The sequence below is a fragment of the Mycobacteriales bacterium genome (assembly GCA_035995165.1).
In the GTDB taxonomy this organism is placed as follows: Bacteria; Actinomycetota; Actinomycetes; order Mycobacteriales; family CADCTP01; genus CADCTP01.
Genome location: DASYKU010000075.1, coordinates 1 through 14037 on the forward strand (window position 1 = coordinate 1; position 14037 = coordinate 14037).

Annotated in this window: 17 protein-coding genes and 2 pseudogenes; 5 read left to right on the plus strand and 14 right to left on the minus strand. The window is 72.5% G+C overall.

Going from position 1 to position 14037, the window contains the following annotated elements:
- On the minus strand, positions 1–248 hold a 248-nt coding region (locus VGP36_12135), incomplete at its 3' end, for a manganese catalase family protein (protein ID HEV7655465.1).
- A gap of 183 nt (positions 249–431) precedes the next feature.
- Between VGP36_12135 and VGP36_12140 the strand changes: the two genes are divergently transcribed.
- Complete coding sequence (locus tag VGP36_12140) at positions 432–1136, plus strand: BTAD domain-containing putative transcriptional regulator (GenBank protein ID HEV7655466.1); 705 nt, start codon at positions 432–434, stop codon at positions 1134–1136.
- A gap of 384 nt (positions 1137–1520) precedes the next feature.
- Complete coding sequence (locus VGP36_12145; GenBank protein HEV7655467.1) at positions 1521–2294, plus strand: rhodanese-like domain-containing protein; 774 nt, start codon at positions 1521–1523, stop codon at positions 2292–2294.
- 394 nt (positions 2295–2688) lie between these two features.
- On the opposite strand, the gene VGP36_12150 is transcribed toward VGP36_12145, so the two are convergent.
- Positions 2689–3120, minus strand: a complete 432-nt coding sequence (locus VGP36_12150; GenBank protein ID HEV7655468.1) for an Hsp20 family protein — start codon at positions 3118–3120, stop codon at positions 2689–2691.
- A gap of 129 nt (positions 3121–3249) precedes the next feature.
- Here VGP36_12150 and VGP36_12155 point away from each other — a divergent pair, with 129 nt between their 5' ends.
- Positions 3250–3549, plus strand: coding sequence for a MerR family transcriptional regulator (locus tag VGP36_12155; GenBank protein HEV7655469.1), 300 nt, complete (start codon positions 3250–3252; stop codon positions 3547–3549).
- 114 nt (positions 3550–3663) lie between these two features.
- Positions 3664–4470 carry an MBL fold metallo-hydrolase gene (locus VGP36_12160; GenBank protein HEV7655470.1) on the plus strand — a complete coding sequence of 269 codons (807 nt, stop codon included), beginning with the start codon at positions 3664–3666 and terminating at the stop codon, positions 4468–4470.
- 133 nt (positions 4471–4603) lie between these two features.
- On the opposite strand, the gene VGP36_12165 is transcribed toward VGP36_12160, so the two are convergent.
- Together VGP36_12165 and VGP36_12170 are read right to left on the minus strand one after the other, a co-directional pair.
- Complete coding sequence (locus tag VGP36_12165; GenBank protein ID HEV7655471.1) at positions 4604–5359, minus strand: L-dopachrome tautomerase-related protein; 756 nt, start codon at positions 5357–5359, stop codon at positions 4604–4606.
- A gap of 95 nt (positions 5360–5454) precedes the next feature.
- Positions 5455–6294 (minus strand): SDR family oxidoreductase, encoded by an 840-nt coding sequence (locus VGP36_12170; GenBank protein HEV7655472.1) that lies wholly within the window; start codon positions 6292–6294, stop codon positions 5455–5457.
- Between the two features lie 163 nt (positions 6295–6457).
- On the opposite strand from VGP36_12170, the pseudogene VGP36_12175 reads away from it, so the two are divergent.
- Positions 6458–6613 (plus strand): annotated as a pseudogene (locus VGP36_12175) (VOC family protein).
- 87 nt (positions 6614–6700) lie between these two features.
- On the opposite strand, the pseudogene VGP36_12180 reads toward VGP36_12175, so the two are convergent.
- The 10 genes and pseudogenes from VGP36_12180 to VGP36_12225 form a co-directional block, all read right to left on the minus strand.
- Positions 6701–7465 (minus strand): annotated as a pseudogene (locus tag VGP36_12180) (cytochrome c oxidase assembly protein).
- On the minus strand, positions 7417–7863 hold the full coding sequence (locus tag VGP36_12185; protein ID HEV7655473.1) for a DUF2243 domain-containing protein: 447 nt from the start codon (positions 7861–7863) through the stop codon (positions 7417–7419). The pseudogene VGP36_12180 and the gene VGP36_12185 overlap by 49 nt, the downstream one beginning before the upstream one ends.
- A complete protein-coding gene (locus VGP36_12190; protein HEV7655474.1) occupies positions 7860–8087 on the minus strand; it encodes a hypothetical protein in 228 nt (75 codons plus the stop codon). Before VGP36_12190 ends, VGP36_12185 begins: the two co-directional genes overlap by 4 nt.
- Positions 8084–8332, minus strand: a complete 249-nt coding sequence (locus VGP36_12195) for a hypothetical protein (protein HEV7655475.1) — start codon at positions 8330–8332, stop codon at positions 8084–8086. Before VGP36_12195 ends, VGP36_12190 begins: the two co-directional genes overlap by 4 nt.
- Positions 8333–8480: 148 nt before the next feature.
- Entirely contained in the window at positions 8481–9008 is a 528-nt protein-coding gene (locus VGP36_12200) for a hypothetical protein (protein HEV7655476.1), read from the minus strand.
- 92 nt (positions 9009–9100) lie between these two features.
- Positions 9101–9553 carry a phage holin family protein gene (locus VGP36_12205; GenBank protein ID HEV7655477.1) on the minus strand — a complete coding sequence of 151 codons (453 nt, stop codon included), beginning with the start codon at positions 9551–9553 and terminating at the stop codon, positions 9101–9103.
- Positions 9538–10365, minus strand: a complete 828-nt coding sequence (locus VGP36_12210; GenBank protein ID HEV7655478.1) for a hypothetical protein — start codon at positions 10363–10365, stop codon at positions 9538–9540. Before VGP36_12210 ends, VGP36_12205 begins: the two co-directional genes overlap by 16 nt.
- Positions 10366–10565: 200 nt before the next feature.
- Entirely contained in the window at positions 10566–11327 is a 762-nt protein-coding gene (locus VGP36_12215) for a GAF and ANTAR domain-containing protein (protein ID HEV7655479.1), read from the minus strand.
- Between the two features lie 453 nt (positions 11328–11780).
- Positions 11781–13139 (minus strand): serine hydrolase domain-containing protein, encoded by a 1359-nt coding sequence (locus tag VGP36_12220; GenBank protein ID HEV7655480.1) that lies wholly within the window; start codon positions 13137–13139, stop codon positions 11781–11783.
- Positions 13140–13241: 102 nt separating this feature from the next.
- The coding region (locus tag VGP36_12225) for an amidase family protein (protein HEV7655481.1) at positions 13242–14037 on the minus strand (796 nt) is incomplete at its 5' end.

Genomic DNA, 14037 nt, shown 5'->3' on the forward strand with positions numbered 1-14037 from the left:
CCCTCCAGCAGCCGGGCCACCATCGTGCAGATCATCTCGACGTGACCGATCTCCTCGGTCGCGATGTCCATGATCATGTCCTTGTACTTGCCGGGCATCCGGCAGTTCCAGCCCTGGAACAGGTACTGCATCGTCACGGTCAACTCGCCGAACTGGCCGCCGATCAGCTCCTGCAGCTTCATCGCGTACAGCGCGTCGGGCTTCTCGGGCTTCGCGGTGAACTGCAGTTCCTTGGTGTGCAGGAACACGGACGTCTCCCTCTCGCAGGCTCAAGCGCGCGGTGCCGCGCTCGGAGGTCCGACGGTGCCGAGTACCCATCGCGGCGGCGTCACCGCGGCGTCACCGCACCTGTCCGGTCAGATCAGTGGCGCAGCCGCGTGATGACCACGTCCAGCCGGGTAGCACGGGCGTACTCGAGTCCGGGAGAGACCATGACGATGCTCGGCACGGCCGCCGGCGGCGTACGCCTGCGGCTCGTCGGGACGTTCGAGCTCAGCGGTCCCGACGTGCCGCTGCCGGTCGGGCCGGCGACGCAGCGACTACTCGCGTACCTGGCCCTGTCCGGCCGCGCGGTCCGCCGCAGCGTGGTCGCGGGCACTCTCGGGCTCGACTCGGGCGAGCCGCAGGCCGCGGCCCGGCTGCGCTCGGCGCTGTGGCGCGTCCCCCGTCCGGGCGGCGTCCCGCTGGTGGACGCCAGCGGTGACCGGCTCCAGCTCGCCACAGCGGTACGGGTCGACTATCGGGAGACCGAACGGGCCGGAGTCCGCGCCGACGCCGATGCCCTGCGGGAGGACCTGCTGCCCGACTGGGACGACGACTGGGTCGTCGTCGAACGGGAGCGGTACCGGCAGACCCGCCTGCACGCCTTGGAGCGACTGTGCGCGCGGCACCGCAGTTCCGGCGACTACGGCGCGGCGCTGCACGCCGGACTGCTCGCCGTCGGCAGCGAACCGCTGCGGGAGAGCGCCCACCGGCAGGTCGTGGCGACGCACCTGGCGGAGGGCAATCCGGCCGAGGCCCTGCGCCAGTACGAGACCTTCCGCCGGCTGCTGCGGACCGAGCTCGGGCTGCCGCCGTCGCCGGCGATCCGGGCGCTGCTGGCCGATCTGCTCGGCCGTCCCGCCGACATGCCCTAGCTGGGCGCGCCGGTGACGCCGTCGTGACGGCCGGGACAGATACCGGCATAGTGACCCGACACCAAGGCGCGCGGAAGGCGGCTCATGACCGGCGGTCTTGACGGGCGGCAGGACCATGTCCGCGCGGCGCTCCTCCTGCGCGTGTGGTCCGAGCCTGACTCGCCGACGACACTGCGGGCCCGGCTCGTCGATGCCGACGGCACCGACGCCGGTGCCACCATCTCCACCGCGGTCGGCGCCTCGGAGATCGGGCACGAAGTGCTCCGGTGGCTCAGCCGGGTCGCCACCGGTCCCGAACCGGCCGTGCCGATGCGGGCAGCGACGGACGTAGCCCCTTTGGTGAGCACCGGCTGGCTCGCCGAGCACCGCGACGACCCGGACGTCGTGGTGCTGCAGGTCGGCGACCGTCCCGAGCGGCAGTACCTGCCCGGTGCCGGCTGGCTGGACTGGAGCGTGGATCTCCACCGGCCCGACGGCCGCGGCGTCGTCGACCAGGCCGCGTTCGCCCGTACGCTCGACCGGCTCGGAATCGGCGCGAGCAGCCACGTCGTCTTCGCCGGCGGCCGCCGGCCACTGCTCGCCGCCTCCGCTTACTGGTCCTTCGCCTACCACTCCCATCCGCGGCTGAGCATCCTCGACGGCGGAGTGCCGCGCTGGGCGGCCGAGGGCCGCGATCTGGCCCCGGCGGCGCACGTGCGCCCGGCCACCAGTGGATACCGGGCGGCGGGCATCCGGCGCGACATCCTCGCCACCCGCGACCAATTGCTCGGCGGCCTCGTCGACGCCCCGCCCGGCACCGCCCTGGTGGACTGCCGCACCCGCAGCGAGTTCGCCGGTCAGGCCGAACGCCTCTACGATCTGCCCACCGACCGGCACCGCATGACCGGCCACATCCCGGGCGCGGTCAATCTGCCGGCTGAGGAACTCCTCGACGGCGACGGGCTTCTGCTGAGCACTGTCCACATCGGACAGATCTGTGAGGACCTCGGACTGAAGGCGGCCGACCAGATCGTCGTCTACTGCGGCGTCAACGATCGCAGCGCGTTGATCTGGTTCGCTCTGACAGAGATCCTCGGCCTGCCCGACGTCCGCTGTTACCACGGTGCCTGGGCCGAGTACGGCAGTCTCAGCGACACCGTCGCGGCCCGCCAGGTCTAGCCACTCGACTCTTGCTCCGGTGGACGGTACGCGGTGCTGGCGCGGCCAGCACCGCGTACCGGACCAGTCGTTACGGCCGTGCGGTGCCCGGTGAGGCCGAGAGACTTCCGGCGACGGCCGGCGGCGGTGAGCGCTGACTGGCCCGCCGGTCGCCGCCTGCTCCCGGCGACGTGTCGCCGGGCGCTCGGTCGCGGGTGGCGACGGGATGCCCTGCGGGATCGGGACCGTGGTGCCTGCCCGGGCCGTTGGCCGGAGGCGGCGGCGGTCCCCATCCGGCGCTGACGATCTCTTCGAACTCTGCCCGCAGGAGGTCGTCGTCGGCGCAGATCAGCGCGATGAAGTCCGCCTCGAGGCCGGCGGGACTGTCCAGTGTCGCGGCCATCGGTGGCCCCGCTCAGGCGTCGATGGTCCGCTGATCGTCCTCCGCGTGGCTGAGGAGGACCTTGCGCGGCTTGGCCTGCTCGGCCACCGGGATCCGCAGCGTCAGCACTCCGCCCTCGTAGTGGGCGGCGACGTTGTCGGTGTCGAGGTTGTCGCCGAGGATCAGCTGCCGGCTGAAGACGCCGCGGGGCCGCTCGGACGCGATCAGCTCGACGTCGCGGCCGGGCCCCGACCGCTCGGCGTGCACGGTCAGCACGTTGCGCTCGACGTCGATGTCGATCGAGTCGGCGTTCACACCGGGAAGGTCGAACTCGACCAGGAACGTGTCACCGTCCCGCCACGCGTCCATCGGCATCACCGACGGCCGGGCGACGGTGCCCTGACTGCCGAGGACCTGCTGGGCGAACCGGTCCAGCTCACGGAACGGGTCAGTGCGCATCAGCATCGTTCCACCTCCATGCTCCGAGATGCTCCAGGGAGGCCACCGACCACGAGACTGCGATCTGTGGCATGCGCTGTAGATTTTTTACAACGGCCGCGGGAGGGTGGTCAAGAGCCGGCAGGGAGGAAATTCATGGGCACGCCACCGGCAGCCGAACGTGGGGTCTACGGGGTCTCCGTCGCCGCCGAGCTCGTCGGCATGGGCGTGCAGACTCTGCGCCTCTACGAATCCCGGGGCCTGCTGGAGCCGGCCCGCACGGCCGGCGGCACCCGCCGCTACAGCGAACAGGACCTCGACCGGCTGCGCCGGATCGGCGCACTGCTCAACGACGGACTCAACATCGCCGGCATCGCCCTCGTCCTCGACCTGGAAGCGGAGAACACCAGGCTCCGCGACCGCCGGGACCGTCGCAGACCAAGCGGAGGCCGGTAACGCCGTACTGCCCGCGGTCCCCTGAGCCGTCCCGCGAGACACCCCGCGGACAGATCGAGTGGACGCCGACCGGCCGGCGGTTTACCGGGGCCGGTGGCGGACACGACAGGAAGAGTGACCGACCCGGAGCACGAGACAGATTCGTTGTTGTTCATCGGGACGGCGACGACCCTGATCCGGTACGCCGGGTTCACCGTCCTGACCGACCCGAACTTCCTGCACCGCGGCCAGCGGGCCTACCTCGGACGCGGGCTGTGGTCGAAGCGCCGCACGGAGCCGGCGCTGGCGGTGGAGGACCTGCCGCCGCTGGACCTGGTCGTGCTGTCCCACCTGCACGGCGACCACTTCGACCGGATCGCCCGGCACGGGCTCGACCACGGCGTCCCGGTCGCGACGACCCCGCAGGCCGGCCGCCGGCTCACCCGCTGGGGATTCGCGCCCCGGCCACTGCAGACCTGGCAATCCACCGAGCTCACCCGGGACGGGAACACGCTGCGTGTCACCGCGCTGCCCGGCCGGCACGCCCGTGGTCCGGCCCAGCGGCTGCTGCCGCCGGTGATGGGCAGTCTGCTGGAGTTCTCCGGTCCGGGTCGTCGGCCGCTGCGGCTCTACCTTTCGGGAGACACCCTGTTCTACGACGGGCTGCGGGCGATCCGGGACCGGTACGGCGACATCGACGTCGGCGTGCTGCACCTGGGCGGGACGAAGATTCTCGGGATGACGGTGACGATGGACGGCCGCCAGGGCGTGGACCTGCTGCAGCTGCTGCAGCCGGACACAGCCGTGGGTGTCCACTTCGACGACTACGGAGTCTTCAAGTCACCGCTGGCGGACTTCCTCGCCGAAGCCGGCCGCCGACCCCCGGCCAGCCGCATCGTGCAGCTCGACCGCGGGGACAGCCTCCCGCTGACGCCGGCCTGACCGCACCTGGCCTCGGCGCGAGCCTGCGGTTCAAGGCCTCCGACGCCCGCCCGAAGGACCAGACCGACTTCGACACCACCGTCCCCCACCTGACCACAGCCCAACGCGGAACCCGGGCGAGCGCCTCGCCCGCCTACACCCCGGCCACCGCCGGCTCACCGACCTGTAGCGCCCAGGACGGCGGCCGGCCACGACCCGTCAGCTCCGCACAGACGGCTCGTACGAGGAGATCTTGAATGGCTGAGAGCAACACGGTGGTCCGGTCGCTGCACGACGTGGGAATCGCCGCCTGGTTCGGCGGATCGCTGATGGGAGCGGTCGGGCTGAACGGCGCCGGCGCCGCGGTGACCGACGCGACGCAGCGGGCCCGAGTGGCCTCGGCCGGCTGGGCGAAGTGGACGCCCGTCAACGTCGCGACGCTGTAGAGCCGGCGCCCGGCGAGGTCGAACCGGACGTCGTTGAGGTACGTCGTCGGCAGCGCGACCTCCGCCGGGAACAGGATGGTCTGCGCGACCCGGTCAGTGGCCAGGTCGACGCACACCAGCTTGGGACCGCCGTACGAGGTGGGCCGGAACATCGGGCTGCCGGTGTCCAGCAGCCACAGCCGGTCGGCCGGGTCGACCACGACACTCTGCACGGACACCAGCGCGTCCGGGTCCGTGTTCCCGTCGTTGTCGTTGAACTCCTGGCTCGGGTACGCCACCACCTTGCCGTCGCGCAGCTCACCCACGGTGAAGGCGATCTCGTCGCCCCACTTCGGGTAGCAGACGAAGATCCGGCCGGTGCGGCTGACCGTCACACCGGTGGGCATCGCGTCCTCGAACAGATGGACCACCTCCAGCTGCCCCACGGCAGCGTCGGTCGCCACCCCCTCGTCGGTGTTCGTCATCGTCCTGTCCTCCCCGCGGCCGGCGGGTGCCGGGCCGGTCGCGGTCTGCCCGGCCGACGCCGGATCACACCCGCTCGCCCGGCGCGGGGAGCTCCTCAGAGGACCGGCCGGCCGCCGGTGACGGCGACCCGCGCACCGGAGACGTAGCTGCCGTCGTCGGAGGCGAGCAGGACGTAGACCGGGGCGAGCTCGGCCGGCTGCCCGGGCCGTCCCAGTGGGGTGTCCTGGCCGAACTTCTCGACCTTCTCCGGCGGCATCGTGGAGGGGATCAGCGGCGTCCACACCGGCCCGGGCGCCACGCTGTTGACCCGGATCCCCTTCGGTCCCAGCAGTTGCGCCAGGCTGGCCGTGAAGTTGGCGATCGCCGCCTTCGTCGCCGCGTACGGCGCGAGCGCCGGCGAGGGCATGTCCGAGTTCACCGACGAGCTGCCGATGATCGACGAGCCCGGCGCCATGTGCGGCACCGCCGCTTTGACCAGGTGGAACATCGCCTCGACGTTGGTCCGGAAGGTGTAGCCCCACTCGTCGTCCGGGATGTCGTCGAGCGAGTCGTGCGTCATCTGGAACGCGGCGTTGCTCACCAGCACGTCGACCCGGCCGAACTCCTCGACCGCCCGGGCGATGACGTCCCGGCAGTGCTGCGCCTCGGACAGGTCGCCGGGTACGAGCACCACCCGCCGGCCGGCCGCCTCGACGTACTTGGCGACGTCCCGGGCGTCGGAGTCCTCGCTGAGGTAGGCGATGAGGACGTCCGCGCCTTCCCGCGCGTACGCGATCGCGACCGCGCGGCCGATCCCGCTGTCCCCGCCGGTGATCACCGCGACCTTGCCGGTGAGCTTCCCGGAGCCGCGGTAGCTGTCCTCACCGCAGTCCGGCACCGGGTCCATCTCCGACTGGACGCCCGGCGGTTCCTGCTGCTGCTTCGGCTGACCCATGCCCCCCGGGCTACCCGACCGGCCGACGGATAATCGCACGCTCGACTCGGGCCCTCGCGCGTGCCGCGACCGGCGCGGCTGGTACGGGGGCATGGCGGTTCGACTGGGCCGGGTGGTGCTGGACACTCCGGATCCGCGACGCCTCGCTCCGTTCTGGGAGCGGCACGTCGACGGGATCCCCGACGACCAGGACGCGGAAGTGCAGCGGGCGCTAGAACTGGGTGCGACCCGGGTCCACATCGGACAAGGCGAGGTCTCCCACGTCGTCATGGCCAACCCCGAGGGGAACGAGTTCTGCATCCTGCGCGCGGACGGCTGAGACACCGACGCGGCCCGGCCGCCCGGGCGCGGTGGTCCTCCTGCGCTGCTGGTGCGCGAGGAAGCGGCTGCCCCGGGCGTACCAGGAGGCGAACAGGAGGACCACGAGCGTGATCTCGAGAAGATCGCCGCCGTAGAACATGATCTGAGCGCCGGTCCGCACCTGCTCCGGCGTGCCTCCGCCCGCCGGGAGGCCGCGCGCGTACAGCAGCTTCGCCAGCAGGTCGTGGCTGCCGGCGGCGACGAACAGCACCACGAGGCGGCCGCGGACCGAACGGCGCGCCGGCGCCGGGTCGGTGCCGACCAGGTACCAGCTGAGCAGGCAGCCGGCCAGGACCATGTGCGCGTGGACGGCCGCGCGCAGCACCGGGCGATCGTGGGTCGCGGCGAACAGCGGCGTCAGGTAGTAGGCGTACAGGCCGCCGACGTCGAGCAGCAGGACGACCGGCGCGGAGGCGAGCAGCTGCAGGACCGGGCGGTGCAGGACGGCGAGCAGGCCGCGGCGGCCGGCGCGCGGGAGCGTGCGCAGCGCCAGGGTGACCGGGGCGCTCAGCACCAGGGCGAGCGGGGCCACCATGGCGAGCATCAGGTGCTGCACCACGTGGACGGGGAAGTCCGTCGCGTCCGCCAGCGGCGGAAGCAGCGCCGCGGTCAGTACGGCGACGCCCGCGGCCGCGCACAGCGAGCGGCCGGGCGGCCAGCGATCGCCGCGCCGGGTCAGCCGCAGGACCGCCCAGGCATAGGCGACCGCCGCCACCGCCAGGGGCAGCGGCGGGAGCCAGAACGGGCCGGCGTCCGGATGGGTCACGCCCTCGGCTCCGACGCCGTCCGGACCGGCCGGGACAGCAGCCACAGTCCGAGCAGGACGCCGATCCCGCCGGCGACGTTCCAGGCCAGGTCGTACGGGAGGAGGTCGACGCGGTACCGGATCTGGTGCAGGCCGAGGAGCTTGTGCTGGACGAGCCCGTCGTAGACCTGGAAGCCGCCCCAGCCCAGCAGGCCGCCGGCCCACACCCGTCCCGGGACGGTGGCGCGGCGGCGTTGCAGGTCGGCGAACAGGAAGAGGCCGGCGACGATGCACAGCCAACTGCCGGCGTGGAAGAAGCCGTCGCTGACCAGGCCCGCGGTCGGGGTCGACCGGTCGTAGAAGTGGTGCCAGTGCAGGAGCTGGTGGAAGACCGTCTCGTCGAGGAACCCGGCGACGCCGATGCCGATCAGCCCGCCGGACAGGGTCGAGCGGCCGGTCCTCACCCGGAATTCCTCTCGTCGGCGGCACGGATCCGGCGGTGCCGGAGAACGAGCCGCAGCAGGACGACGCCGATCAGCGTGACGACGACGAGTCCGCCGTCGTCGAACACCGGGTAGTACTCGACCTGCTGCTGGCTGATCTGCGGGACCTGGCCCTGTTCCAGCGTGGTGATCTGCCCGCTGTCGCCGGTGACGAGCACGGTGAGCAGGATGGCGATGCCGTTCATGCCGTCCCAGAGTCCGTGCAGGACGGCGACCGCAGCGGTCCCGGCAGCCGGTCCGGCTCGATCTCGCCCGGTTTCGCGAGGACGGTGACCGCGTGCCAGCGCCGTACGCCGTCGTCCGGTGCCGGCGCGGGCGTCGGCATCGCCCCGCGCCCCCGCGTACGGGCGACCGTGACCGCCAGCACGCCGGCGCCCGCGGCGGTCACCGCGGCCGCAGCCCTGATCAGCTGCGCCATCTCGTCCTCCACCGGAGCCGGGTACGTCGAGCCAGCGCGATTCCCGGGTCCACGGGAGGTAAACCCACCTGCGGAAGCCCGGCCCGAGGCCTCACGCCGCGTGACCGCCGGAGGTACGTCCACCGCGGGCGCCGCTTCTTGACGCCTCGGGCGTACGGGGCTAGCTGGGCGAGGCGGTCTGCCGCACCTGCTGGCCCGAGTCCTGGGCCTGGTCCTTGACGTCGGAGGCCGCCGAGGTGGCGTCGTCCTTGACGGTGCCGGCTGCGTCGACCGCGGTCTCCTTGACCGACTGGACCGCCTGCTGTGCCGGCGCCTGCAGGGTGTCCTTCACCTCGGTCAGCGCCTGCCCGGCCTGCTGGCCGGCGGCCTGGACGGCCGGCTGGGCCTGGTCCTTGACCGTGTGCGCGAGCTCGCGCTCCTTCTGCGAGGCCGGCAGCAGCGAGGACACCAGCCAGCCGAGGCCGAAGGCGACGACGCCGGCCGCGAGCGGGTTGCCCCGGGCCTGCCGGCGTGCCGCCTGCGCGGCCGACGTCGCGGTGTCGCCCGCGGAGGACGCGGCGTTGTGCACGCCATCCTGTACGGACGACGCCGCGTTCGACATCCCGCCGCCGGTCGAGGACGTGACGTCCGATGCGGTGCCCATGACCTTCTCCTTGACGCCGCCGAGGGCGTCCCTGGTCTTCTCCACGCGGCGTCCGACGACGCGCGACGGTGACACCTTCTCCGTGAGCGCGTCCACGTCCGTGCCGAGCTCCTGCCTGGTCTGGTCGATCTCGCGCCTCAGCTGTTCCGATTCTTGGCCCATTGGACGTCCTCCTTCAGGGTCTCGACGGTCTGTTCGGGCTTGGGGTTGACCTGCTGGAACTGCTTGCGGCCGAGCGCGAACAGCACCGCCGACACGACCGCGAGGATCACCGCGGTGATCAGCGCCGCCCAGCCGATGGCCATCGCCGCGTCCAGCGCGAACATCAGCGCCAGGGCGAGGAAGACCAGCACCAGGTAGCCGACCAGGCCGGCCCCGGCGAGCATCCCGCTGGCCTTGCCGGCCTTGGTGGCCTCTTCTTTGATCTCGACCTTGGCCAGCTCCACCTCCTTGCGCATCAGCGTCGAGAGGTCGGTGGTCACCTTGCCCAGCAGCTGGCCGACCGAGCTGTCGGCGACGTCCGGCTGTCCGGACGGGCCGTAGCCGTTCGGATCGGCCGCGTACGAGCCGCCGGTCACGGGTTCCGCCACGCCGGGTCCTCGGTGCTGCTCTCGTAGCCGGAGGCCGGCCGGAAGGCAGGCTCGGGCTCACCGGCGGCCCGGATCCCGCCGGCCGGCGCGTACCCCGGCTGCCGGTGGACCGGCTCCTCGGAAAGCGGCTGATCGTAGAGCGGCTGCTCGTCGACCGACTCATCGAAGATCGGCTGCCCGGAGATCGGCTGCTCGTAGACCGGGGCGTAGCCGGAGCTGAACTCGCCGGACGCCCCGTTCGCGCCCTGCGGCGGGTTCGCGGCCGGCCCGGCGTAATCCACAGGGGACCCGGAGATCGCCAGGGACGGCGAGCCGCCCGTCAGCTCCTGCGGCCCGGAGTCGTCCGAGGCCAGGTTGCGGGTCAGCCGGCCGGCCAGCACGCCCAGCACCGCCGCTCCGGTGAGGAACGCCACCGGATGCCGCCGCGCGTACGTGCGGACCTGGTCGACGAGCTCGCCCGGCTCGTGCCGGTCGAGGTGGTCGGCGAGCCCGTGCGCCCGGGTCGACGCCTGCCGGGCCACCTCGCCGCCCAGCCCGTTGCCCTCGTCGGCCAGCTGCCGCAGCTCGTCACCGAGCGACCGCAGCCCCCCGACGGCGCGGCCCTTCTGGGCCCCAACCTGGTCGCCCACCTGCGTACGGGCCTCGCCGAGCAGATCGCGGGCCTGCTGGGTGGCCTCGCCGACGACGTTCGCGGCCTGGTCCTTTGTCGTCCGGGCGACCTGGCCGCCCGCCTGCGCCGCGGTTCCACCGACCTGGGCGGCCTGGTCCTTGGCCGCGGTCGCGACGCCGCCGGCGCCGTCCTGCTGCTCCATGAGTCCTCCTCAAGGCCGCGACGGACATCGCGACCGGAGAACCGGGGCTACCCGCCGTTCATCCGATTTAACGGGCCGTGGGACATGGGTGTTGCGAGTCGGGAAGGCGGCAGAGCCGGGCGTCGAGAGTCTCAACCACCGTTCGGTCGAGGTGCGGCACCCTGGACGTCACCGATCCCTGCAGCACACCCATGGGTTCGTCACCGGTGGTGCGAGGCGAGTTCGCCGCTGTTGACGAGGTAGTCGGCGACGTCGTACAGCTTGATGTTGGTGGTCTGGCTCGCCACCACGAGCAGTCGGAAGGCTTCGTGGCTGCTGATCTTGTAGCGCTCGATCAGGATGCCCTTGGCTTGACCGATGAGGTCCCGCCGGCTGACCGCGGTCTCCATCTGCTCCTGCGCCTGCGCGCCGGCGAACGCCACCGCGGCGTGCGCGGCGAACATCAAGGCGACCTGCTCGGACTCGTCGCTGAAGGCGTCGGGCTGCCGGCTGTGCAGGTTCAGCGCGCCGAGGTTGTCGCCGTCGACGTACAGCTGGACGGCCAGCATGCTCCCCACGCCCAGCTTGCTGGCCCGGGTGGCGAAGTCCGGCCACCGCGGGCAATCCTTCATGTCGGACAGCCGCAGCGTCTGGTGCTCGTAGAGGCTGCTGAGACAGGGACCTTGGCCGGTGTCGTACTGCGCCTGGTCCACTGCGGGGGCCAGCTCGCCGGAGGCGGCTACGGTCCGCACCTCGCGCCGGTCGGTGACCGCCGAGATGCTCGCCTCGTCCGCACCCGGCACTGTCTCCGCCGCCGCGTACACGATCGCAGTGAGCGTGTCCTCCAGGCCCTTCTCCTCCTGCATCGAGCGGGCCAGCTCGCTCAGCTTCTCGGCCAGGTCGTTCCAGCCGGCTGCCTGTCCGGTGTAGTCGGCGGACGGCTGACCTCTGTTGTCCTCTCGGCCATTCCTGTCCTGCGCCATGGCTGCAAGCTACTCCGGCACGGGGTGTCCCTGAACCCATCAAGCGGACGGTGTGAGGTCGGCGAGCCCGGGCAGGCCAGCTGACAGCTCAGACCAGGGGGTGCACCCTCGAGTTGAGCTAGGTCCCGGCGGTTCAGCGGAGAGCCCCGGGGCCGTCCTGTCCCCGGCTCCCGCACGGGCCATCACGACGCTTGACGATGGCCTGTCTCAACGGCCGGGACCGGACGGAGCCTTCAGCGGCGTACCGGCGGTGCTACGGGAACCCACCATGCGAGCGGTCGTACTGGTGATCATGCTCGTCAACAGCATCGCCTGGCCGGCGCAGCTGATCGCGATCGTGCTGTTGCAGCGCCGAGCGACGCCGCCCTGGCAGATCGGGCTCGCGGGTCCCCGGCTTCGCCCTGGGCGGTCTCGCCGGTGCGGGGCTGGTGGCCTCCCTGCGCCTGTCACAGATCACCGAGGGATGCCCACCCGTGGGATCGCGCGGGAGGCGTGCAGGTAGCCGTCGACGAAGGTGATGGTGGGGTGGGCGCCGTCCGGCGCGGTGGTGGCGATGTAGGTGTCGCCGTCGAGCGGGACCATGTCCATCGTCTCCTCCGTCATGCCCATCGCGGCCATGCGGGCGCTCGGGCTCATGGTCACGCGAAGGCGATCGCCCAGGGCGGAGACGTGCCAGGTCTGCTCGGGAACGGCGTAGGTGCCGGTGTGCCGGGTCGCCTCGAACGGGCCGGGCGGATCGGGCGGGGTGGGGTACGGCGGCAGCTCGACGCCGGTCAGGTCACGCAGCACCGGAGCGAGGACGTCGTCCTGGAGGCTGATGTGCGGGCCGCCGTTGCTGAGCGCGACGAGGACCAGGTCGTGCTCGGGCAGCACCCGCCAGGTTGTCTCCTGGCCGATGGTGCCGCCGTCGTGGCCGTACACCGGGGTGCCCCAGTCGAACAGCATCAAGCCCAGGCCCCACTGCCGCGGGCGGCGTCCGCTGGTGCCGGGCACGTCCACCTGCGGGGTGCGCATCGCCGCGACCGCGTCCTCGGACAGCAGCCGGGTCCCTCCGGTCACGCCGCCGGCCAGCATCATCCGGCCGAAGGACAGCAACCCGCCCGGGGCCAGGCACAGGGTGGACCCGGCCGGCGCGTTCGACCGGGGCAACGACCAGCGCGGGAAGACGCTGACCAGGTCCGCCCCGGGCGCCTTCGTGTGGCCGGCGGCGGTGCGGAACAGGATCGCCTCGTCCGCCGACAGCGCGTACTGCTCGAGCCCGAGCGGCTCCACCAGCCGCTCGCGTAGAGCCGCCTCCCAGGTCGTCCCGCGCAGCTTCGCGACCAGCGCGCCGAGCACGCTGTAGCCGGAATTGCAGTACGAGATGAGCGCACCCGGCGGGTGCACCTGCGCCGCCTCGCGGGCCACCACGCCCAGGTAGAGCTCCAGGGCGTCGTCGCCGGAGCCGGTGTCCTCGAACAGGTCGCCGACGAACCCGCCGGTGTGCGCGAGCAGCTGCCGGACCGTGACCGCCGCGGCCGCGGCTGCGTCCGGCAGGTCGAACTGGGGCAGGTACCGCCGCACGGCCACGTCCAGCTCGACCGCGCCCTCCTCCACCAGCTGCAGCACCAGCGCCGCGGTCCAGACCTTCGTCACCGATCCGATCTGGAACAGGCTGTCCGGCGTCGCCGCCACCCCGGTGTTCCGGTTCAGCACGCCGCTGGCCGCAACCGCGCGCTCGCCGCCGCGCGCGACCCCGACCGCCGCGCCGGGGATGTCGTGCCGGCGCAGCGCCGCGTCCAACAGGTCCTGTAGCTCCGGCACCAGCCCCATGAACCCTCCGCCCGCCGAGTTTGACGCGATTGTGCCGCACCTCCGATCGGCCCGACGGACCCCGGCCCCGGGGGCGCTGACCCGCTGCGCCCGGTACGGCGCTCAGGCGAAGTCGGGCGCCACCCGGGACCACGGACGCAGCTGCTCGAGCTGAGCGGCCACCGACAGCAGCTGAGCTTCGCCGCCGGTCCTGGCCACCAGCTGGACGGCCAGAGGCTGGCCCTGCGGGTCGGTACCGGCCGGCACGCTCATCGCGGGCCACCCGGCCAGGTTCCACGGCGCCGCGAACGGCGCGTACTGGCTGTTGGACCAGACGTTGGCGAACCAGCTCCGCGACGCCCAGGCCACGGCCTCGACCGGGGCCCGGGCCAGGGCGGGCGTGATCAGGACGTCGTGAGAGTCGAAGAAACGCTCGGCGCGTTCCTGCCACGAGCGCCGGCCCTTCTCGTGCGGCAGCCTCGCCCGGAGCGCCAGCCGCCCGATGCCGGCGTGCCGGGAGGTGCGGCGCGCCAGCTGCGAGCGGTCGGGCAGGAGGCGGGCGTCGAGTTCGGTGCCGGCCGTCCAGCGCACGAGTTCCGACACCCCGATCGTGCGGCCGTAGGGCGGGTCGGCAGGGTCGACGGTGTGCCCGGCGTCCCGGAGCAGCTCCGCCGAGCGACGGGTGGCGTCTTCCCAGTGCGGGTCGAGCCTCACGCCCTCCATCGGCACCACGGTCGACCACGCGATGCGCAACGCCGGCGGCGCAAGGATGGTCGCTAGCTCGGGGCGGCCGGCCAGCACCGAGAGAGTCAGCGCGCAGTCGGCCACGGTCGTGGCCAGCGGGCCGTTCTCGGCCATGTCGAACCAGGAGCCGTTGCCGAGCTCGGCAGGCACCACGCCGAGACCCGCCTTGATGCCG